Source organism: Paraburkholderia acidicola, assembly GCF_002362315.1.
GTDB lineage: Bacteria > Pseudomonadota > Gammaproteobacteria > Burkholderiales > Burkholderiaceae > Paraburkholderia > Paraburkholderia acidicola.
Genome location: NZ_MTZV01000006.1, coordinates 354,184 through 372,570, shown reverse-complemented (window position 1 = coordinate 372,570; position 18,387 = coordinate 354,184). Strand labels below are relative to the sequence as shown.

At 63.2% G+C, this 18,387-nt stretch carries 17 protein-coding genes and 2 riboswitches; of the genes, 6 read left to right on the top strand and 11 right to left on the bottom strand.

The features are described 5' to 3' along the window. Positions 1–174: 174 nt before the first annotated feature. A riboswitch (cobalamin riboswitch) is annotated at positions 175–442 on the bottom strand. 57 nt (positions 443–499) lie between these two features. Then, positions 500–721: riboswitch (cobalamin riboswitch) on the top strand. Between the two features lie 135 nt (positions 722–856). The 4 genes from BWP39_RS20660 to bluB are packed head-to-tail and all read left to right on the top strand — an operon-like array spanning position 857 to position 3,846. Then, positions 857–1,282, top strand: a complete 426-nt coding sequence (locus BWP39_RS20660) for a cobalamin biosynthesis protein (RefSeq protein ID WP_096723600.1) — start codon at positions 857–859, stop codon at positions 1,280–1,282. Further along, complete coding sequence (cobO, locus tag BWP39_RS20655) at positions 1,279–1,881, top strand: cob(I)yrinic acid a,c-diamide adenosyltransferase (protein WP_096723598.1); 603 nt, start codon at positions 1,279–1,281, stop codon at positions 1,879–1,881. Before BWP39_RS20660 ends, cobO begins: the two co-directional genes overlap by 4 nt. A gap of 2 nt (positions 1,882–1,883) precedes the next feature. Then, positions 1,884–3,203: a cobyrinate a,c-diamide synthase gene (locus BWP39_RS20650; protein WP_096723596.1), complete on the top strand. Its 1,320-nt coding sequence runs from the start codon at positions 1,884–1,886 to the stop codon at positions 3,201–3,203. Next, positions 3,187–3,846, top strand: a complete 660-nt coding sequence (gene bluB, locus BWP39_RS20645; RefSeq protein WP_096723594.1) for a 5,6-dimethylbenzimidazole synthase — start codon at positions 3,187–3,189, stop codon at positions 3,844–3,846. The genes BWP39_RS20650 and bluB overlap by 17 nt, the downstream gene beginning before the upstream one ends. Before the next feature lie 65 nt (positions 3,847–3,911). On the opposite strand, the gene BWP39_RS20640 is transcribed toward bluB, so the two are convergent. The 8 genes from BWP39_RS20640 to BWP39_RS20600 form a co-directional block, all read right to left on the bottom strand. After that, positions 3,912–4,538 carry a DUF4136 domain-containing protein gene (locus BWP39_RS20640; protein WP_096726053.1) on the bottom strand — a complete coding sequence of 209 codons (627 nt, stop codon included), beginning with the start codon at positions 4,536–4,538 and terminating at the stop codon, positions 3,912–3,914. 46 nt (positions 4,539–4,584) lie between these two features. Then, on the bottom strand, positions 4,585–7,053 hold the full coding sequence (locus tag BWP39_RS20635) for a CHASE2 domain-containing protein (RefSeq protein ID WP_096723592.1): 2,469 nt from the start codon (positions 7,051–7,053) through the stop codon (positions 4,585–4,587). A gap of 22 nt (positions 7,054–7,075) precedes the next feature. Continuing rightward, positions 7,076–8,488 (bottom strand): FecR domain-containing protein, encoded by a 1,413-nt coding sequence (locus BWP39_RS20630; protein WP_096723590.1) that lies wholly within the window; start codon positions 8,486–8,488, stop codon positions 7,076–7,078. 14 nt (positions 8,489–8,502) lie between these two features. Next, complete coding sequence (locus tag BWP39_RS20625; protein WP_096723588.1) at positions 8,503–9,201, bottom strand: response regulator transcription factor; 699 nt, start codon at positions 9,199–9,201, stop codon at positions 8,503–8,505. Between the two features lie 283 nt (positions 9,202–9,484). Continuing rightward, a complete protein-coding gene (locus tag BWP39_RS20620; RefSeq protein ID WP_207556994.1) occupies positions 9,485–9,946 on the bottom strand; it encodes a hypothetical protein in 462 nt (153 codons plus the stop codon). 1,126 nt (positions 9,947–11,072) lie between these two features. Next, a complete protein-coding gene (locus BWP39_RS20610; RefSeq protein WP_096723583.1) occupies positions 11,073–12,125 on the bottom strand; it encodes a lipase secretion chaperone in 1,053 nt (350 codons plus the stop codon). Between the two features lie 3 nt (positions 12,126–12,128). Beyond that, positions 12,129–13,220 carry an esterase/lipase family protein gene (locus tag BWP39_RS20605; protein WP_096723581.1) on the bottom strand — a complete coding sequence of 364 codons (1,092 nt, stop codon included), beginning with the start codon at positions 13,218–13,220 and terminating at the stop codon, positions 12,129–12,131. 106 nt (positions 13,221–13,326) lie between these two features. Then, the gene (locus tag BWP39_RS20600) at positions 13,327–14,265 is read right to left on the bottom strand and encodes an AraC family transcriptional regulator (RefSeq protein WP_096723579.1); all 939 of its coding nucleotides are present in this window, start codon (positions 14,263–14,265) and stop codon (positions 13,327–13,329) included. Positions 14,266–14,462: 197 nt separating this feature from the next. Here BWP39_RS20600 and BWP39_RS20595 point away from each other — a divergent pair, with 197 nt between their 5' ends. Beyond that, entirely contained in the window at positions 14,463–15,374 is a 912-nt protein-coding gene (locus BWP39_RS20595) for an NmrA family NAD(P)-binding protein (protein WP_096723577.1), read from the top strand. Between the two features lie 30 nt (positions 15,375–15,404). Here the strand turns inward: BWP39_RS20595 and ribA are convergent, their stop codons facing one another. Then, on the bottom strand, positions 15,405–16,049 hold the full coding sequence (gene ribA, locus BWP39_RS20590; protein ID WP_096723575.1) for a GTP cyclohydrolase II: 645 nt from the start codon (positions 16,047–16,049) through the stop codon (positions 15,405–15,407). Positions 16,050–16,244: 195 nt separating this feature from the next. Here ribA and BWP39_RS20585 point away from each other — a divergent pair, with 195 nt between their 5' ends. After that, positions 16,245–16,685 carry a CBS domain-containing protein gene (locus BWP39_RS20585; protein WP_096723573.1) on the top strand — a complete coding sequence of 147 codons (441 nt, stop codon included), beginning with the start codon at positions 16,245–16,247 and terminating at the stop codon, positions 16,683–16,685. Between the two features lie 276 nt (positions 16,686–16,961). On the opposite strand, the gene BWP39_RS20580 is transcribed toward BWP39_RS20585, so the two are convergent. Beyond that, positions 16,962–17,300, bottom strand: a complete 339-nt coding sequence (locus tag BWP39_RS20580) for a DUF4148 domain-containing protein (RefSeq protein WP_096723571.1) — start codon at positions 17,298–17,300, stop codon at positions 16,962–16,964. Positions 17,301–17,508: 208 nt separating this feature from the next. Then, complete coding sequence (locus BWP39_RS20575) at positions 17,509–18,159, bottom strand: DNA-3-methyladenine glycosylase (protein ID WP_096723569.1); 651 nt, start codon at positions 18,157–18,159, stop codon at positions 17,509–17,511. Positions 18,160–18,387 lie beyond the last annotated feature (228 nt).

Here is an 18,387-nt window from a genome sequence, read left to right as displayed (position 1 = left end):
CGCCACCGGAGGGCTCCGCTACGTGCTTCGCGATACGTCGTTCAACTGCTCGTCCATATGACAGAACGCCGCCGTGACAGGCGAGTAGAAGACGAAACGCGGGGACGATGACGCAGAGTCCGGCGCTAATGGAAACACAAGGAAATCGTGGACGACACGCCGCATCCCCGCGGCGCGAACCCATTTTGTCTGGCCGGTATCCGGGCTAACGAATGAACCGCTTCACCTTCCCACGCGACGCTCATGTCGCGCAGTGGTCGATTGCATGCAGGGTTGATGTGCATGCAGCGAAGCCGGTCTTGCAGCGCTTGCGCGCTGCTTTCGCTTACCGTTGCGGGGGCAGCACAGGTTGGTCCGTTCCGCGGTGGGAGGACGCCCTGTTTCCCGTTTAACTGCGTGCGCGGGAGGCGCGCACGCGAGCACCAGAGTGCGTGCGAGTGTAGGCCGCCGGCCTTGCTGCGTCAAGGAATGCGCCCCGTGTAACACGCGCACCCTGTGATATCGTATGCGCTCGTTTGGTGCCCGCACGCGCGCTCGCGCGTGCAGTTAAACGGGAAACAGAAAGCGCGCATTGCGCTCAACCTGTGCTGTCCCCGCAACGGTAAACGGCCCGCGGCCTTTGAGCCGCACCTGTCGTTCGAAGCCACTGTCCGCCGCGCGGATGGGAAGGCAACGACATGAGGCCGCCAGCCCGGATACCGGCCAGACGAGGGGGCGTACGTCCACGTCGAACGCGACGAGGACGGCGCCGAACGCTGGGTCTGCGGGGGACAGACACACGGCGCCAAGATAACAAGCGATCGCTATTGCGCTGTCGAGCTCTGCCGACACACATCGCCCGATCCGAAATCCATCCATGACGAAGACTCTGATCGCCGGCATCGGCTGTCGACGCAATGTGTCGGCGGATCAGATCGATGCCGCGCTGCATGCCGTGCTCGGTACGCGCTCGCTCGCCGAGATCCGGGAAATCGCCACCGTCGAGACGAAAGCGAACGAACCCGGCCTGCTCGAATTTTGCGCACGTCATGCTTTGCCGTTGCGCCTTTTCACATCCACGCAGATCGCTGCCGTACCGCTTGCGCCGCATATGCGCTCAACCACTGTGCGAGCGCATCTAGGCATCGACGGTGTGTGCGAACCCTGCGCGCGGCTCGCGGCACCTTATGGCCAGTTGATCGTCGGCAAGACGGTGCATAACGGCGTCACCGTCGCGCTCGTTGCCGACCCAATCATTAGCTCCACTCCATCCCCTTCCACCGACCAGGACCTCGACCGATGAAAACCGATCCCGAATCGCATCAACGCATGACGCAACGGCGTCGCGAAGGACACGAAAAGAAGCAGTCCACGGCCACCGTCGAAAAGGGCCTGCTGATCGTCAACACGGGCAACGGCAAAGGCAAGAGCACGGCCGCGTTCGGCATGGCCGTGCGCATACTCGGCCACGGCATGCGGCTCGGCGTCGTGCAGTTCATCAAGGGTGCGTTGCATACCTCGGAGCGCGATTTTCTCGGCGCCCAGGCGCACTGCGATTTCGTCACGATGGGCGACGGTTATACGTGGAACACGCAGGATCGCGACGCCGACATCGCCACCGCGCGCAAAGGCTGGGACGAGGCGCGCCGCATGATCGACAGCGGCGACTACCAGATGGTGATCCTCGACGAACTCAACACGGTGCTGAAATACGAATACCTGCCGCTCGACGAAGTGCTCGCCGTGTTAAACGCCCGGCCCGCGGCGCTGCACGTCGTCGTGACCGGCCGCCACGCACCCGATGCGCTGATCGAAGCCGCCGATCTCGTCACCGAAATGCGCCTCGTCAAGCATCCGTATCGCGAGCAGCATGTAAAGGCACAACGCGGCGTGGAGTTCTGACGATGCCGGCATGTCCTGCGTTGTTCATCAGCGCGCCTGCGTCGGGTCAGGGCAAGACGACGATCACCGCGGGGCTTGCCCGTTACCATCGGCGGCGGGGACGGCGGGTGCGCGTCTTCAAGACCGGACCTGACTTTCTCGACCCGACTATCCTCGAGCGGGCAAGTGGCGCGCCCGTCGAATCGCTCGATCTGTGGATGGTCGGTGAAGACGCGTGCCGCGATCTGCTTGCCGAGGCCGCGACGCAGGTCGATCTGATCTTGATTGAAGGCGTGATGGGTCTTTTCGACGGCACGCCGAGCAGTGCCGATCTCGCCACGACGTTCGGCGTACCGGTCGTCGCGGTTATTTCGGCGAAAGCGATGGCGCAGACGTTCGGCGCGATCGCCTTCGGACTCGTGAAGTTTCATCCGCAGGTGCCGTTTCATGGCGTGTTCGCCAACCGCGTGGGCTCGGCGCGTCATGCGCAACTGTTGCAGGAAGCCTTGCCGCCGGACATCGCGTGGACCGGCCACATGGCGAGCGATGCCGCCATCGAACTCCCCGACCGCCACCTGGGCTTGCGGCAAGCCGACGAAATCGACGATCTCGACGCGCGGCTCGATCGCGTAGCGGATGCGCTCGCCGCAACTGCGCTTGCCGCGCTGCCGCCCACCGTCGGTTTCACGTCCGCATCCGGTGTGCATGAAAACGCCCCGCTGCCGCGCCTGCTCGACGGAATGCGGATTGCCATCGCACGCGATGCCGCGTTCTCCTTCATCTATCCGGCGAATCTCGCGCTACTCGAAACGCTGGGTGCCACGATCGCGTTCTTCTCGCCGCTCGCCGACGAAGCCGTCCCAATCGATGCTCACGCGCTCTACCTGCCAGGTGGTTACCCGGAGCTGCACGCCGCCACGCTCGCACGCAGCACTCGCACGGCAGCTTCGATTCACGCACATGCAGCAGCGAAAAAGACCATCGTCGCGGAATGCGGCGGTATGCTGTACCTGCTCGACAGCCTGACGGATATCGACGGTACGCAGACACCGATGCTCGGCCTGCTACCCGGCCACGCAACGATGCAGGCGCGACTCGCGGCGCTCGGCATGCAGCAGCTGAACGGGCGACACGGCACACTGAGAGGCCATACGTTCCACTATACGCAGATGACCACCCCACTCGATCCCGTACTGACCGCCACCCGGCCGCACGCCGCGGGGCCGGCTGCGGGCGGCGAGTCCGTGTACCGCTCGGGTTCGATCGTCGCGACCTATATGCACGGCTACTGGCCGTCCAATCCGGCTTTCACGGCCGCCCTGTTCCATGGCGCAACCCTTTAACGACAGCGAACGCGCAGCCGTCTATCGCGCGATCTATGAGCGGCGCGACATGCGCCATTTCGTGCGCGATCCGGTCGATCCGGCCACACTGCAACGCCTGCTCGATGCTGCACACCATGCACCGAGCGTCGGCTACATGCAGCCGTGGCGCATCACGCGCGTTACCGATGACGCACTGCGTCACGCGCTGCACGCCACGGTCGAACGCGAACGCGTGAAAACCGCCGATGCGCTCGGCAAACGGCGCGACGAGTTCATGAAGCTGAAGGTCGAGGGCATGCTCGACTGCGCCGAGTTGCTGGTCGTCGGATTGATGGACGGTCGCGAGAAGCATGTGTTCGGACGACGCACGCTGCCGGAGATGGATCTGGCATCGGTGGCATGCGCGATCCAGAACATGTGGCTCGCCGCGCGCGCGGAGGGGTTGGGGTTGGGCTGGGTGTCGATCTTCGACGTCGACGAAGTCGCCGCGCTGCTGCATATGCCCGCCGGCGCCAGGCCGGTGGCGATCCTGTGCATCGGTCATGTCGCGCAGTTCTACGACGAACCGATGCTCGAAAAGGAAGGTTGGGCGACGCGTATGCCCCTTACTGGCTGTGTGTTTGAGAACGGCTGGCCTGAGGACGAACCGTCGTCGAGCTAGGGCACGTTCACGATGCACGAGTGCATGGTCCCCGCACCGCAAGAACCACTCACACAGGAACCGGATCAGGGCACGACCGGTTTAACCGATACGACATCCGGCGCACTGGTCTCGTCCTTCGCTTGCAGCTTCACCTGCCAGTCCGTATGCCCTGAGTACGGAAACTGCGCGAGCGCACTTTTCACCAGATACGGAATCGCATGCAGCGGGTCGGCGTCGTGATCGCGGCTCGTCGCGCTGACCTTGTAAGCCTCCTCGCCGGAAGCACGTTCCAGGAAGCGCAGCGTCAGCGTATGGCGATACGCGCGACGGCCGAAGAAAGACGCGGAGGTTTCGCCCGCGTTGCGGCAGTCCGCAGTGGCGGCGCTCGCTGCTGCTGCGCAGTCCCCCGTCGCAACACCGACCGTCGCCGGACGCGTTTCATAAGCTAGCGAAAGCAGATAGCGCGTGTGACCATCGTTTGCTGCGCTGAAGCCATACTTTGCAAGCTCGCTCTGTACAAGCGTCTCGTACTGCGCATAGGCAGGATTCGAATCCTGCGACGGCAGACGCGTGACCGTATAGGTCTTGCCTTGCAGCGGAGCCGCCGGCGCCGACGCATGCACGTCGGTCTTCACGCCGGCGCATCCCGCCAGCGCTACCGCGCAACTCGCCGCAGCGAGCGCGGTGCAGATCGACCTCAGTTTCATCATGTTCATGCTCCGATAAGAGTGCGGTCCGTACCTGTGTCCGTGTTCATCAGTCCACCTCGAACGGCTGTGCGGCGGTTTCGTCGAGTGCCGGCAACGACACCGTGAACGCCGTGCCCTTGCCCGGTTCGCTGTCGACGTGGACGTCGCCGCCATGCCGCGTCACCACGGTCTTGACGAACGCCATGCCGAGCCCGGCGCCGCCCACTTCGGGTCGCTCCGACTCGTGAAAACGCCGGAAACGTTCGAACAGTTTCGCCTGCTGCTCGGTCGGAATGCCGTAGCCCTCGTCCCGAATCGTACATTGCACATGGGCCGGCGTGCCCTGGACGCGCGCAATCGTACAGACGATGCGCGTGTCGGGCGGGCTATATTTGACCGCGTTGTTCAGGATGTTGACGAGCGCACGCGTGATCAGCGAGCGGTCCGCGCAGATCCAGTAGGTGTCGTCTTCGCTGGCGGTTGCAGCGTCGCCGTTATCGCCTGCGTCGGCATCTGCGCCAGGCAGCGGTGTTTCGAGACGAATCTGCTTCGCATGGGCCTGCGGCCAGACCTCGTCGCTGGCATCGATCAGTAGTTCGGCGAAATTGACCGGCTCCAGCACATAGGTCTGCGATTCCGCGCGGGCCAGTTGAACGAAGTCGTCGGCCAGCGTCAGCGCGCGCTGCGCATAGCGTTCGATCCGTTCGAGCAGCTCGTGCATGCGACCCGATTCGATACGCGAGCGCTCGATCTCGACCAGCGCGAGAATCGACGCCTGCGGCGAGCGCATGTCGTGCGACAACAGCCGCAAAGCATCTTCGCGATGCCGCTCGGCCTCATGCAGCGCAGTCACATCGACGAGACCCGCGATCCACCCGGTCGCCTCGCCTTGCGCATTCGCGCACTTCGCATAGCGCAGCAGATGATCGCGCGCGTCGCGATCCTGCACTTCGATGCCCCGCTCCATCAGCGCCGCGAACTCCGAGCGCGCCGGATCAAGCACCGCGGGCCAGTGCGTGCGCGCAAAACCGTCGGCGTCCGGGTTCTCATCGATCGATTTCACGTACGTCAGATCACCGAACACTTCGCGGATCGGTTTACCTTCCGGTGTCGGTGCGCCGAGCCGCGCGAAGTGCGCCTTCGCCGCCTGGTTCGCGATCAGCACCACGCCGTGAACGTCGCTCACGAGAATCGGTTCAGGCACGCTGTCGAGACTGTCCCACACGAAGCGCTTCATGTCCTGCACGCGCTGCGCTGCCTGCGCCATCAGCGCCATATTTTTTTCGAGCGCATCGCCGCCGAAATCGGCACGCTGGCGCGGCGCACCGGGCAACAGATAGGGTTCTTCGGCAAGATGCTGCAGTTCCCTGCGCAGATACGACATCGTCATTTCGAGCCGGCGCCAGTTCCAGATCGGGTAGACCGCGATCAATCCGACGATCGCCGGCATCGGCGACATCCAGATCCGCGCGCCGTATAGCAGCGCGGCGCTACCTGCGATCATCGCCGCGCACAGGCCGGCTGTGAGCAGCAACGAGCGCCACGGCGACAGCACGAGGAACCCGGCCAGCAGCACCGCGAGCGGCACCAGCGAGACGATGAAGACCTGCCAGCCCTGGGTGGGCTCGATCGTGCGACCGGTGAGCAGTGCGTCGAGCACGTTTGCGTGAATGTAGACACCCGGCAGCAGACCAAGCTCACCCGACACCGGCGTGGCAAAACGATCGTAGAGGCCCGATGCAGTCGCGCCGATCAGGACGATGTGCCCACGCAGGACGTCGGGCGACACCTCGCCGTTCAGCACGCTGGCGAACGACACCTTGCGATAGCTTTCGGCGAGTGGACTGAAAGGGATGAGAAAGCGCGACTCGCTACTACCGTCGAACTGCGCACCGGGCACATGCCACGCGCCACCCGACGGCGGCGTGAGCGGCACCTTGCCTGCAGCAATCGCACGCCACAACGGCACCGTGAGCTGCGGCCAGTGCGAGCGCGCATCGCCTTCGAACAGCGCGACACTGCGCACAATTCCGTCGCCGTCTACTTCGAGATTGATGTGACCAAGGCCCGCGGCAGCTTGCGCGAGCGGGTCGACCGGCTTGACGACATCGCGCTTGCCGTCGGCCCCTTCCGGGCTCAGCAGCACCGGCAGATAGGTCCGGTTGGCGGCGATTGCGCGGGCAAACGAACTATCGTCGGATGATGCCTCGGTGAAGAGCACGTCGTAGACAACGGCAGCCGGTTGCGCCTGGGCGAGCCGTACCAGCAGTTGCGCGTGAACGTTACGCGACCACGGCCAGCGGCCAATTTGCGCGATGCTCGCATTGTCGATCTCGACGACGACCAGCTTGTCGAGCACCGGTACCGGATGAAAGGCCAGCAGTCGGTCGTAGACCAGATGGTCAACGCCGGTGGTGAGGCGCCCCAGCGCGCCGAGCAGAATCACGATGAGACCGAAGCAGCCGATGCCCGCCCATTCGAACAGGAACCGGCGCCCAACCGGACGCCCGAGGCGCGCCCGCGGATCGAGACTCATGCGCGAGCCTCCAGTGCCCGCATCAGCGGGCGAGTGTGAACGAGCGCACCGAGCTGCCCTTTGCATAGAACTTGCCGTTCTCGAACTGCTCGGCGACTACGGTCCAGTAGTAGACGCCCTTTGGCAAGTCGCTGACGACGATCTGGCCGTTCGTCAGATCAGTGCGGTCGATGATCGGATCGTGCAGATCGGCGGAACCGGCAAGCACGAAGCGGAACCGGGTCGGCACACCCTGGCGGCCGACGAACCAGCGGAATTCGTAATCGTGCGTGCCGGCGCGCTGCGCGGCGGAAGCGGTCAGGCCGAGCTGACGGCGCTCGAACGCGTAGACCTGCGGCAGGCCCTGCAGACCGTTGACGTCGATGCTCGATACGCGCACGAAGTACGTGCCGTCCGGCATGTCGCCAAACGATGCCTTCGGTTCGGCGACGCGCTGGTCGCGGATCATGTCGAGCAGATCGGCATCTCGCGCAATCTGCACGCGATAGCCGCGGGCGCTGGCCGACGGCACGACGTCGAACACGACGTCTTTGGCGTCCTGGATCTTGCCCGGATCGGCGACGGCCGGTGGCGGCAGCAACTCGACCGGACCGCCTACGGCGCCACTCGCGTGCGTGACGCTACCGAAGTGGGCGGGCACGAGTTGCGAGGAGGCGTTGAGCGGAACGCCAGGCGCGCGTGGTGCCGTTGCCGCCGAATCGACGCCAACAGCACCGTCGAGTACTTCGACCGCCGTCGACTGATCGGCGCGATCGTAACTCACGCGAAACACGGTCCCGCGAACACCCGCCACCACCGACGGCGAGCGGATCTGGAAGCGATCGTCCTTCTTGACCGCATGCGTGACCTCGCTGTCGACTTCACCATGCTTCAGATCGATCACACGATCGTTGACGCCGGTCAACACGGTCTGGCGCAGCGAGCCGATATCAATCTGGCTGTTCTGCGGGACCGACAGATGCGAGCCGTCGGCCAGTTCGAGCGTGGCGAAACCGTTCGGGCCGGTGCGCAGATGATCGCCTTCGCCGAGCGTCATGTCGGTGGCAAGCGGCGTGTAGGGGCTGTTACCGGACGCGTGCTCGGCGGGACCGCTCGTCGCGATCACCCGGGCCGACATGCGCTCCTGCTTGAGCAATGCGACCGGCAGACGCAACTGCATCCCCGCCGGCAAACGACGCGGCGCAGGGACGTGGTTCAGGCGGGTCAGGGCTTTCCAGTCGCCTGGATCGCGGAGATAGCGCACGGCGATTTCATACAGCGTATCGCCGGCTTTCGTGACGTAAGGGGTCGTAGCCTGTGCCGCAGAAGGCTTCGGCTTTTGTGCGCTGGCGGGGCCCGAGAACAGCCCGGACGTGGCAACCAAACACGCGAGCGCAAGCGGCAACGCCCGCCGGCGCAGCCGCAACCGCGGTGCTACCGGTGTGATTGAAGTCACGGCTAACGCACTAATCACGCATCCCCCTTCTCTATCCGCTCCAGGCGGTAACCATAACCGTAAATCGGCGTGAGCCGATAGCCATTCTCCGGACGCAACCCGAGCTTGGCGCGCAGCATCGACACGTGGGTGTCCATCGTACGCGACGGAATCTCGGTGGCCTGCTTCCAGATCACGTCGAGAATGTGCGCACGCGACAGCGGTCGACTTAGATGCTGGAACAGCAGCAGCGCAAGATCGAACTCTTTCGCCGTCAGCGCGACCGACGTGCCCTTCACCTGCACCTGCTTCGCGCTCACATCGAACTCGAACTCGCCGAACACCTCTTTGGCCGCCACCGAGTTCAGGTGATACGCCCGTCGCAGCAGCGAGCCGACACGTGCAAGCAGCACACCTGCGGGCACCGGCTTCACGACGTAATCGTCGGCACCCGTGTTGAGCATCGACGTGATGTCGGTCTCGCGGCTGCGGCTCGTCATGAACAGCACCGGCAAGCGCTCCGACAGGCTTTGCCGGACCCAGCGCAACACTTCGTCGCCGGACATGTCGGGCACGTTCCAGTCGAGCACCAGCAAGTCGAAAGTCTGGCGGCGCAACTGCTTCACGAGCGCCCGCCCTTCGGCGAACGCATGGCAAATGTGTCCCGCCGCCGACAGCGTCGCACACACAAAATCGGCCTGAGCCGGATCATCATCCAGAACTGCAATTCTCATAAAACCCCGCAACGCAACAACGTTCGTCGGATCTGGATAGCTTCGCTGCCAGCTAATGCGATATGCACCAGCGACAACGCTATTGATCGATCATCGACAAAGCGCCGGACACCTCAAGATGATTCCGTGCAGCAAGGTATCCGATCCATCGTGCGCGCAGGGCGACATGTCGGCCATGTCGCCCTGCGTTTGCGATCGGGGCTTTCATCATAATCGAAAAACAGCCATCCCCTTACGGATGCGCTATATCCGCATCCTGTTTTCCGGCTCGCGGGCGAGCCACCTACTCTCTCTCAGGTTCCGGCCCGGGCTTTGCCGGGCTCTCTCTTTCAAGCTGCGGGCGCGGGTCCGTGCCGGAGGCGCCAGACGTGGCCGTCGAACCCGGTACATCGTTAGCGGGTGTCCTGACCTGTAGCGCCGCGTCCAGATGAATGCGCACGTGTTCCCACGCGGCATGCGCGTAGTCCGGTTGCTGCGCGGCCCATTGCTGCGCAAGCGCGAAAACGCGCTGCGTGGTCGCCGCGCAATGTGTCAGTGCGCCCGCTTCAGGCACCGCCGATGCACGCAGCAGTTCCGCCAGCCACGGCATGTCGCTCGAACACGAATCCGCATACGCCTCGATTGCCGCACGCGCGTGGGCATCGGTTGATGGATCCAGTTCGACGCGCTGCAGACGGCGGTTGCTCTTGCGCGGTCGCTCGCTCGCCCCAAATGGAAGACGCGTAGTGCCAGGTCTAAAAAGCATCCCTTTCCCTGCGTAAGGACAACATTCTTTTTTCCTGTCGTTTCCTGCGTCGATTGCAAGTTTCGCGTGCCGTCGTCAAAGCGATATGCGGGCAATCGTGAAGACTTTTAACAATCGACGAGTATAAGAAGGGTCCTGGATTAAATCGTTTAAGGATTGTTAGATGACGGGTTAAACCTGCGCATAGGCATCGACGTAGCGGCATCGAGTTCGATGTCGCTACGCCGGATCCCTGTCGTGCGGGTACTGTCTGGTTGGTCTCTTCGCGCGGTCCCGCCGCGGGGCGCGCGATGGAGCGCGCCGCGTTGATTGTGCGCCCGCTTGCGCGGGCGCCTCTTTCCTTGCTTCGTGCCGGTCTGCCCGCCGGATGGCCCCGCCGCCTCGTCCTCGGTATTCTGTGATGCTGCTCGCAACTGCTCCAGGCAAAAACGCGACGGCGACAACCTGTCAGACACTTTCGCTGCATCGGGCGTCGCATCCGGATTTCCGGTGTCGCGCCCAACGCGTGCCTGCGCATTGTCGTCTTGGCTGAGCTGGACGGTGACGCTGCATGATCTCCCCTCGTAGATCACGCGCACCCCATCGACTATGACGTCCGCCCGGACGTTGCTCATGCCCGCCGACCACGCACCTGCCGTCGTCGCCGTCGCCGCAATCGGGATCTTTTACACAGCCGTCCCGCCTCCCCAGAAACATGGCGAACTTCAGATCCGCTCTTGTTCTCCCCGAGCGCCGACTTCTCTTGCGAGCGTCAGCTTTCGCCCCGTAGCGATTGTCCGTTGCTGGTACTGCTGAATCGACGCCGCTCCGTGTGTTAAATCGACGATTGCCACACACGTTATTCGGTACCGCAGCGTATGAATGTATTTTCGAGATATCTCGGAAAAACTACTGTCATGGATTGTTAAATTTCGGCTTTTTGATTGTTAAGGAAAGTTAAAACTCGGGGGGATGACCCGTTGTGGGGCGTGAATTGGATTTTGAAACCGTTGGTGACTCTGGATTGGGAAGAGGTGTGACCTGAAAATCGATGGTTAAAGCGGGGGAATTGGGACCACGGCGAATCTCCGGGCGCGTTTCCGGCAGATTGGAGTTGGGCTATCGCGAAGAGCCGAACGGCTATCGCTCAACCACCGGCGCCCCGATCCAGCGACGCAGCACGCAACGCATCACCAGGTCGCGTAAAAAAACGCTGCCGCAGCTGCGTGACCTGCGCATCGCGATCCTGCGGGGCGAGCCCCCTCTGATCGATCTGCGCCCGCTGCGCGGCATAGTCGGCGTAGCGCGCCTGCCATGCCTGCTCGTCCTGCTCCATCTGCACGACGCGTGCGGCGGCCTGCGGGCCAAGCGTCTGTGTGACCTGCGCGCGCATCGCATCGAGTGACGCGCCCTGCTTCTGCATCTGCGCGATCGTATCGATCGATGCCTGCTGTTGCTGCACACGCTCACGCAAGGCGCGCTCGGCCGGCGGCAACGCGGCGTCGAGCGCGGCGAGCCGCGCGGCTTTATCGGCAGCGCTCAGCGACGAGTCCGATGCGATGCGCAGCCGCGCAAGATCGTTGCGCTGCCGCTGCAGCTCGGTACCGAAGAACGGCACGCTCCATTCGCCCATGACACGTGAGGCAAGCAGCGAGCGTTCGTCGAGTACGAGCTGCATCGCGTTGAGATCCGGTTTGCCACCAGGCGAGGCCGCCGGTTGTGGCAGTTGATCTAGCTCCGTGCGGTATGCCGTGTAGCGCTGCCACGCGTCCACAGCCTCATCGGCAGCAGGTGTGCCGTCCAGCTGGATCTTGATGTAGCGGCGCACGAGTAGATCGAGCGCCTGCGTGGAACGCTCGCTACTCGCGGTCAGAAAATAATCGAAGAAGTCGCGGACCGCGCGCGTGCGTGCAAGATGCCCACCGGCTTCGAGCGGCAAAGGCGGCGGCGACGATCCCTGCAGCGAATCCGGTAGTGCATTTAACGGCGACTGCGCCGCGTTCGCAGCGGACGCGCCGGCCGGATGGAAAGCGGCGAATTGCGCCGCACGAGACTGGTCCGCAAGCGCCGCGTCGCTCGCGCGATGCCCGCGATGGGTTGCCGCATCGAGCCAGAACGCCGCAGCAGCCGATGCCGCAAGCGCACCAGCAACGAGCCACGTCCTGCGTACACGAATGCGTCGCTCATGCGCGAGCGCCATCGGTCAGACACCTTGCAGCATCAACCGGTTTGCATGGGCACGCAGCACCGCGACCGGATCGGCGGCATTGGCGCCAAGCACACCGAGCAACTGATTGATCTCGTCGAGATGATTCCACTTGTAGGTCGTGCTGATCACCTGGCCATAGAGCGCACTGCATACCGACACGAGCCCGTCGTTCGGACCGGACTGACGACCGATCATCACGGTGCCGGTCGCGTACAGCGCGGGCGTCGAGATATCGAGCACCTCGGCACTATCGGCCGCACTGACGCTCGTATCAACGGCACCGGTCACACCGAGTACCGTCACGGGCTGGATCGCGCTGCCGGCCCACGAGTACAGCAGGTGCGTATTGCCGTTCACCGTTTCACTCGAAGCGCCCGTCTGACACGAGCCAGGTGCACCGAGCCCCGCGCTCGGATAAAGCGTGTTGTAGTTCGCGGTACTTGCCGTGGTCAGCGCATTCAACGCCGCGATCGCGTCCTGGTTCGTGTTGTGCGTGCTGCTCGTGAGCGCACCGAAAATGTTCGCAAAGGTTGCGATGATCGGCGTAGACAGCCCGGTTGGATCGCTCTGCAATGCGTTCTGCACGAAGTCTGCGAACTCGGAGCCGCGATGTGGTGTGCCGATTGTCGTGACGGATGCCACGAGTTCGGGCGCAACGGCTGCGACATAGCGTGACGTGAGGCCGCCCTGGCTATGACCGATCAGATTGACCTTGGTTGCGCCGGTCGCGGCGAGCACCTGCTTCACGTATGCCAGCAACTGCTCGCCGCGACCGTTGGGTCCGACATCGCTTTGAAAGCCCGACAGGTTCGCGACATAAACGGTCGCGCCGTGCTGTTCGAGATCGGCCTGCATGCCGTACCAGTAGTCGACCACATCGGCGAATTTATCGGTGCCGGCGAGACCGTGCACGAGCACGATCGGATAGCGGGTAGCGGCGTAGTTATCGGTGGCAGCCGAGGTAGCGGCAACGGCTGGAGCGATGCTCGCGGGAATACCGAGCGTGAGTAGCGCGACGAGCGATGCATTGCCCAGCGCGACAGCCAGCGCCCAGGCAGCGACACGAGAACCTTTTGATTTCGTCATATGACGGTCTCCGGTGCAAAGTCGGCGTATTTAGCACTCGAAGCCATCACATGATCAATAGTGCGCGCACTCCACGTCAGTTCGCGCTGCCCCGCACGCAAACTGCTTAACGCGACTGCAGCAAAGACGTCGGTGCGGCGCGGTTGCCGTCGTTCGAAGGTTCTGCAATGCGCATCGCATGCTTCGTCGATTTGACGAGCTCGCGCGGTGTCACGTTGAGCAGGCGCATCATCCAGTGCGCCATGTGGCTCTGATGCGCGAAGCCGGTTTCGAGCGCGACCTGGCTTGCAGACAACTTGCCTTGCAACAGCAGCATGCGAGCCCGTTCGACACGCCGTTGCACGACATAACGATGCACCGGCATGCCGAGTGTTTCGCGAAACAGCACCTTGAAATGCGGCACGCTGAGTTCTGCAAGCGCAGCCAGTTCGGTCAAGGTGAGGCGCTGATCGAGATGACTTTCGATGTAGTCGATCAGCCGCGCTGCCGTGCGCGGCGCCAGCGTGCGGCGTCGCTCGACGAGTGCCGGCGCGCCCTGCGTCAAACGCACGAGCATCGCCGTGCAAAGGCTTTCCGCGTACAGCGGGTCGGAGCTGTCGTCGGCTTCGAGTTCCGCACGCAACGCCCACGCAAGATGCTGGAAGCGCGGATCGCGCATCTGGAAACGTGGCTCGATCTGCGCGCTCGACGCGGACACACCGAGCTGTTCGAACGTCGTGCGCGCGAACTCGCTGCCGATCCAGATGCGCAGAATCGTGCAATCGGCTTCATCGGTCCACTCGCCGTCGAGTCCGGCCGGAATCACGTCGGCATCGCCATGTGCCTGGATGCGCGACGAGCGCCGGCCGTCGCACCTGCAACGCGCCTTGACCGGCGCGCCGACATGTACGCCCACGCGATGATGCAAGCTCGGCGGAACCCGGTGCAGGCCGGCTGGAACCGCAACCAGTTCCGCGCCGAAGCCTTTCCAGCCACGACCGGAACTGGATCGCAGGCTCGCCTGTGGGTTTGAATACGGCAGCTTGTCTGGTGTGGCGGAAGGCATCGCGGGTCCTTACACAGGAGGCAGGTCAGCGACCATTGTGCTGCGTTTCGAGTCGTTTTGCATGACGCCGCCGGATGGCGTGACCGGCTCCCGCGAAAATCGTCATCCGGATCTGCGCATCGCGATCCGCGTCTGCGCGCGGTGCATGCCTGTCGCGTCTACGATCGCTTCATCGTCAGACAGACAAGGAGCAAACCGTGTATGTGATCTTTGGAGCATCGGGCAATGTGGGACGTGCCAGCATCGCAGCGCTGCGGCGCGCAGGCAAACCGGTTCGAGCTGTCGTGCGTCACGCGCAGCAAGGCGAACCGTTCGCGCAACTCGGCTGCAGTGTCGTGCTTGCGGACCTTGCTGACAGCGCATCGATTGAGCAGGCACTGGAAGGAGCAACGGCGGTACAGATGCTGTGCCCGGTACCGCAGGGCGACCCTCATCCCGAACACACGATGCGCAGCATGATCGACGCAGCAACCATCGCATTGCGTGCGCAGCCACCGGCGGTTCTGCTCGCGCTATCCGACTACGGCGCGCAGATCGAGCAAGGCACTGGCATCACGATGCTGTTTCACTACCTCGAGACGCAACTGAAACCACTCGCCGGATCGAGGACGCAACTCATCCTGCTGCGTGCAGCGGAGCACATGCATAACTGGAATCGTGTGATGCCTGCTGCGCTGGCGACCGGCCAGTTGCCGAGCCTGCATCATCCGCTCGACAAGCGCTTTCCGACCGTCGCTGCCCAGGATGTCGGGACGCTCGCCGCGAAACTGCTGATGGACGACGCAGCAACAGCACCGCTGCGCATCGTGAGCGTGGAAGGTCCGCGACGCGTCGATGCGCACGGTGTTGCGGGCGTGTTGAGCGATGTTAGCGGCCGGCCGGTTGCGGCACGCGAACTACCGCGCGACGCATGGACCGCCACCCTGCTGCGTGCGGGACTGAGCGAAGGGCATGCGCAACTGATCGTCGATCTGTACGACGCGCACAATGCAGGGCACATCGATGTCGAAGCAGGCGTGGGCGAACAGCGCTTCGGTACGACTGAACTTGCGCAGGTCTTCGCGGCAGTCATGCCGCAGGCCCCCGCTCCTCGCACCACCAGCACATAGCGTGTGCCCCACAACAGCAGACGAACCATGCTACTCGTTCTCGTCGAAGTAATGCCCAAACTTCGCCTGCTTCGTCCGGATATACCGCTCGTTTTCCTCGCGCATCGGGATCGCGAGCGCGACCCGTTCGCAGACGGGAATACCGTGCGCCGACAGCGAATCGAATTTCTTCGGGTTATTGCTCATCAAACGCACTGACGTCACTTTCAGCAGACGCAGGATGCCGGCGGCGGAGTCATATTCGCGAGAATCGTCGGGCAGACCGAGATCGAGATTTGCCTCGACGGTATCGCGCCCCTGCTCCTGCAGCGCATACGCGCGGATCTTGTTGCTCAGACCAATGCCGCGCCCTTCGTGACCACGCAGGTAGAGCAGCACGCCGCGGCCCTCGGCGGCGATATAGCGCAGCGCGAGATCGAGCTGTTCGCCGCAGTCGCAGCGATACGAGCCGAGCACGTCGCCGGTCAGGCATTCCGAATGCAGGCGCGTCAGCACCGACTGCTGGTTCTCGACGTCGCCCATGACAAGCGCGAGATGTTCCTCGCCGCTATCCTTGACGCGAAACACATACGACCGGAACGTGCCGTAGCGCGTGGGAAGCGTGGCGGTAGCGTCGAGAACGACGCATTCGCCGTCTGGGCAGTCGACGGGCGGCGGTGTGTGAGACGTGGGCATGGCGTTGTGCTGTGGTACTGACATGAACCCGTGAACCACCGGGGATAAAGTTGGGAAGTGGAGTTTACCGCTAATCGGCATCACGCATCGGATGGCGCGCGACGCGCGCGCCGCTCCCGCTTATACTGGATCTGTCTGTCCCTCACAACGGCGCGTCACACGCTGGCGTGCTGCACTGCGAAACGGAGCCGCCCCATGTCTAGCGTTGCCCAGGTACTCAAGTCGAAGCAGGACAATAGCGTCTTCACGATCTCCGCGTCGGATTCCGTCTACAACGCCATCAAACTGATGGCGGACAAGCAGATCGGCGCGCTGGTCGTCACCGACGGCGACGCGATCGCCGGCATCGTCACGGAGCGCGATTACGCCCGCAAGGTCGTGCTGATGGAGCGCTCGTCGAAGGAAACGCTGGTGCGCGAGATCATGAGCAAAGCGGTCCGCTTCGTGCGTCTCGACCAGACCACCGACGAATGCATGGCATTGATGACCGATCACCGCATGCGCCATCTGCCGGTCATCGATCAGGAGAAACTGGTGGGTATGGTGTCGATCGGCGACCTGGTGAAGAACATCATCGCCGACCAGCGCTTCACGATCCAGCAGCTCGAGCAGTACATATCAGGCGAACACACCTGAGCGCACCCTCGCCCTCGCTTGCCTGCGCGACATGCTGCAAAAAAAGCCCAAGCCGTGAGGTTGGGCGAAGCTACCTTGCGGCAGCGGAGGTTCTTGAGCTTGTATCGGTAGTGGATTCGTTCGTTATTGCGAACCTGTCCGCTACGTCGCATGTCGGGTTGGCGCGCATGCGTCGCGTGTCGCCCCGCCGTTTGAGGCACCGGTTATCCGGTGCCTCGCCTGCCGGCGGGTATTGCCTTTGAGCGCCTTTAACCGCCTCTAATTCTGCTACGTCGATCAGTTACCGAAGTAGATCGAGCGTTGCGATGTCATCGGCTGTACGGCGCCGGATTGCGACGAGCCGTTGGTCGACGCGCCGTAGCCGCTTGTATCGGCCACGTTCGCACCTGCCTGCGCCGTGCCGTTCGCTTCAGCGATGCGGTGTTCGGCAGCCTGAATGTTGGCGGGGTACTGGGCGTCGCTCGATTGCGCCGGGTTGTAGCCATTCTGTTCCAGTTGCAGCAGTTCGGCGCGGACCTGCGAGCGCGACACCGGCGCATCGACTTCCTGGGCGAACGAAGCGACCGGTACGGCGAGAACGCTGGCGATGAGTGCTGCCTTGATGAACGTCTTCATGATGATTACCTCCAGATGTTTTTTTGCTGCGCTCCCCACACGATGTGTGAAGCCAGTGAGTTCAGTGTAGGAGGCTCATCATCAAGGGAAAACCCTTAATTGGAAGAAACATAGTTGCAGAATCTGGAAGAATGCTTGGCGCATGCGTAATTCAGTCCGATCGGTAGACTGTGTTCCGTAATAATTGCAGGGGGATTGAAAAACGAGGTCAGCTGCGCGCGTCGTCGCCCGGAACGAGCCCCGTCAACAGCTTGCGCGGCCCGCTGACAAACGGGCTACCCGCTTCGTAAAAACGCAGCAGCCGGTGCATTTCCCGCGACAACCCGATCCGTTTCGTCGCCGCGACCTCGTGTTCCTGCACCTTGCCTGTCCGCATCTTGCCGATCCAGAGCCCGCGGCCCGTGCACAGATCAACACCATCGAACGACGGACCAACCGCGAACGCCATCGTCAGACGGCCTGGGCCGCGCGCCAGATCGAGCAGCTTGATGCCGGGACGACGCGCCTGCATCGCGGCGATTCCTTCGAGCGGTTCGACCGCGCGAATCAGAATGCCGGCGCCCACGTCTTCCTGCTCGCTGGACATATTCAGCATGTACGAGAGCCCGTAGGTGAGTCGCACATACGCATGGCCGCGCGCCAGAAACATCGACCCGTTGTGCGGGCGACGGCCCGCAAACGCGTGACTGGTCGAATCGCCGAGCGGGTACGCCTCGGTCTCGACGATCCGCCCGCTCAGTCGACCCTCGGGCAGATCGTGCACGAGGTACTTGCCGACCATGAAGCGGGCGAGTTCGACGGTATCGACAGGCAGGTCGTCGCGGGTTAGCGCACGGACAGGAAGCGCAGCAACAGTCATACGGAACGTGACAAGAGTGGAATGAATAGGCAGACGAAGGTAACGCGGCGTCGGTTTGCCGAAACGCGTAGTGGCGCGCAACTTCAACTCATCGTTGCATCAATTGGAGTATCTTTACTCCCAGCCGTCGTCGGCAAACGATAAGATACAGCCCGACCGGCACGCAGGCGCACCGCGCCGCGTGAGTATCCGCAGCGCATCATCGCAGGACCCGCAGTAGAGTCCCGT

What these genes read in the sequence shown, in the direction of transcription:
- BWP39_RS20660 (WP_096723600.1), top strand. Translation starts at nt 857, where the DNA reads ATGACGAAGACTCTGATCGCCGGCATCGGCTGTCGACGCAATGTGTCG.
- cobO (WP_096723598.1), top strand. Translation starts at nt 1,279, where the DNA reads ATGAAAACCGATCCCGAATCGCATCAACGCATGACGCAACGGCGTCGC.
- BWP39_RS20650 (WP_096723596.1), top strand. Translation starts at nt 1,884, where the DNA reads ATGCCGGCATGTCCTGCGTTGTTCATCAGCGCGCCTGCGTCGGGTCAG.
- bluB (WP_096723594.1), top strand. Translation starts at nt 3,187, where the DNA reads ATGGCGCAACCCTTTAACGACAGCGAACGCGCAGCCGTCTATCGCGCG.
- BWP39_RS20640 (WP_096726053.1), bottom strand. Translation starts at nt 4,538, where the DNA reads ATGATGAAACTGAGGTCGATCTGCACCGCGCTCGCTGCGGCGAGTTGC.
- BWP39_RS20635 (WP_096723592.1), bottom strand. Translation starts at nt 7,053, where the DNA reads ATGAGTCTCGATCCGCGGGCGCGCCTCGGGCGTCCGGTTGGGCGCCGG.
- BWP39_RS20625 (WP_096723588.1), bottom strand. Translation starts at nt 9,201, where the DNA reads ATGAGAATTGCAGTTCTGGATGATGATCCGGCTCAGGCCGATTTTGTG.
- BWP39_RS20620 (WP_207556994.1), bottom strand. Translation starts at nt 9,946, where the DNA reads ATGCTTTTTAGACCTGGCACTACGCGTCTTCCATTTGGGGCGAGCGAG.
- BWP39_RS20610 (WP_096723583.1), bottom strand. Translation starts at nt 12,125, where the DNA reads ATGGCGCTCGCGCATGAGCGACGCATTCGTGTACGCAGGACGTGGCTC.
- BWP39_RS20605 (WP_096723581.1), bottom strand. Translation starts at nt 13,220, where the DNA reads ATGACGAAATCAAAAGGTTCTCGTGTCGCTGCCTGGGCGCTGGCTGTC.
- BWP39_RS20600 (WP_096723579.1), bottom strand. Translation starts at nt 14,265, where the DNA reads ATGCCTTCCGCCACACCAGACAAGCTGCCGTATTCAAACCCACAGGCG.
- ribA (WP_096723575.1), bottom strand. Translation starts at nt 16,049, where the DNA reads ATGCCCACGTCTCACACACCGCCGCCCGTCGACTGCCCAGACGGCGAA.
- BWP39_RS20585 (WP_096723573.1), top strand. Translation starts at nt 16,245, where the DNA reads ATGTCTAGCGTTGCCCAGGTACTCAAGTCGAAGCAGGACAATAGCGTC.
- BWP39_RS20580 (WP_096723571.1), bottom strand. Translation starts at nt 17,300, where the DNA reads ATGAAGACGTTCATCAAGGCAGCACTCATCGCCAGCGTTCTCGCCGTA.
- BWP39_RS20575 (WP_096723569.1), bottom strand. Translation starts at nt 18,159, where the DNA reads ATGACTGTTGCTGCGCTTCCTGTCCGTGCGCTAACCCGCGACGACCTG.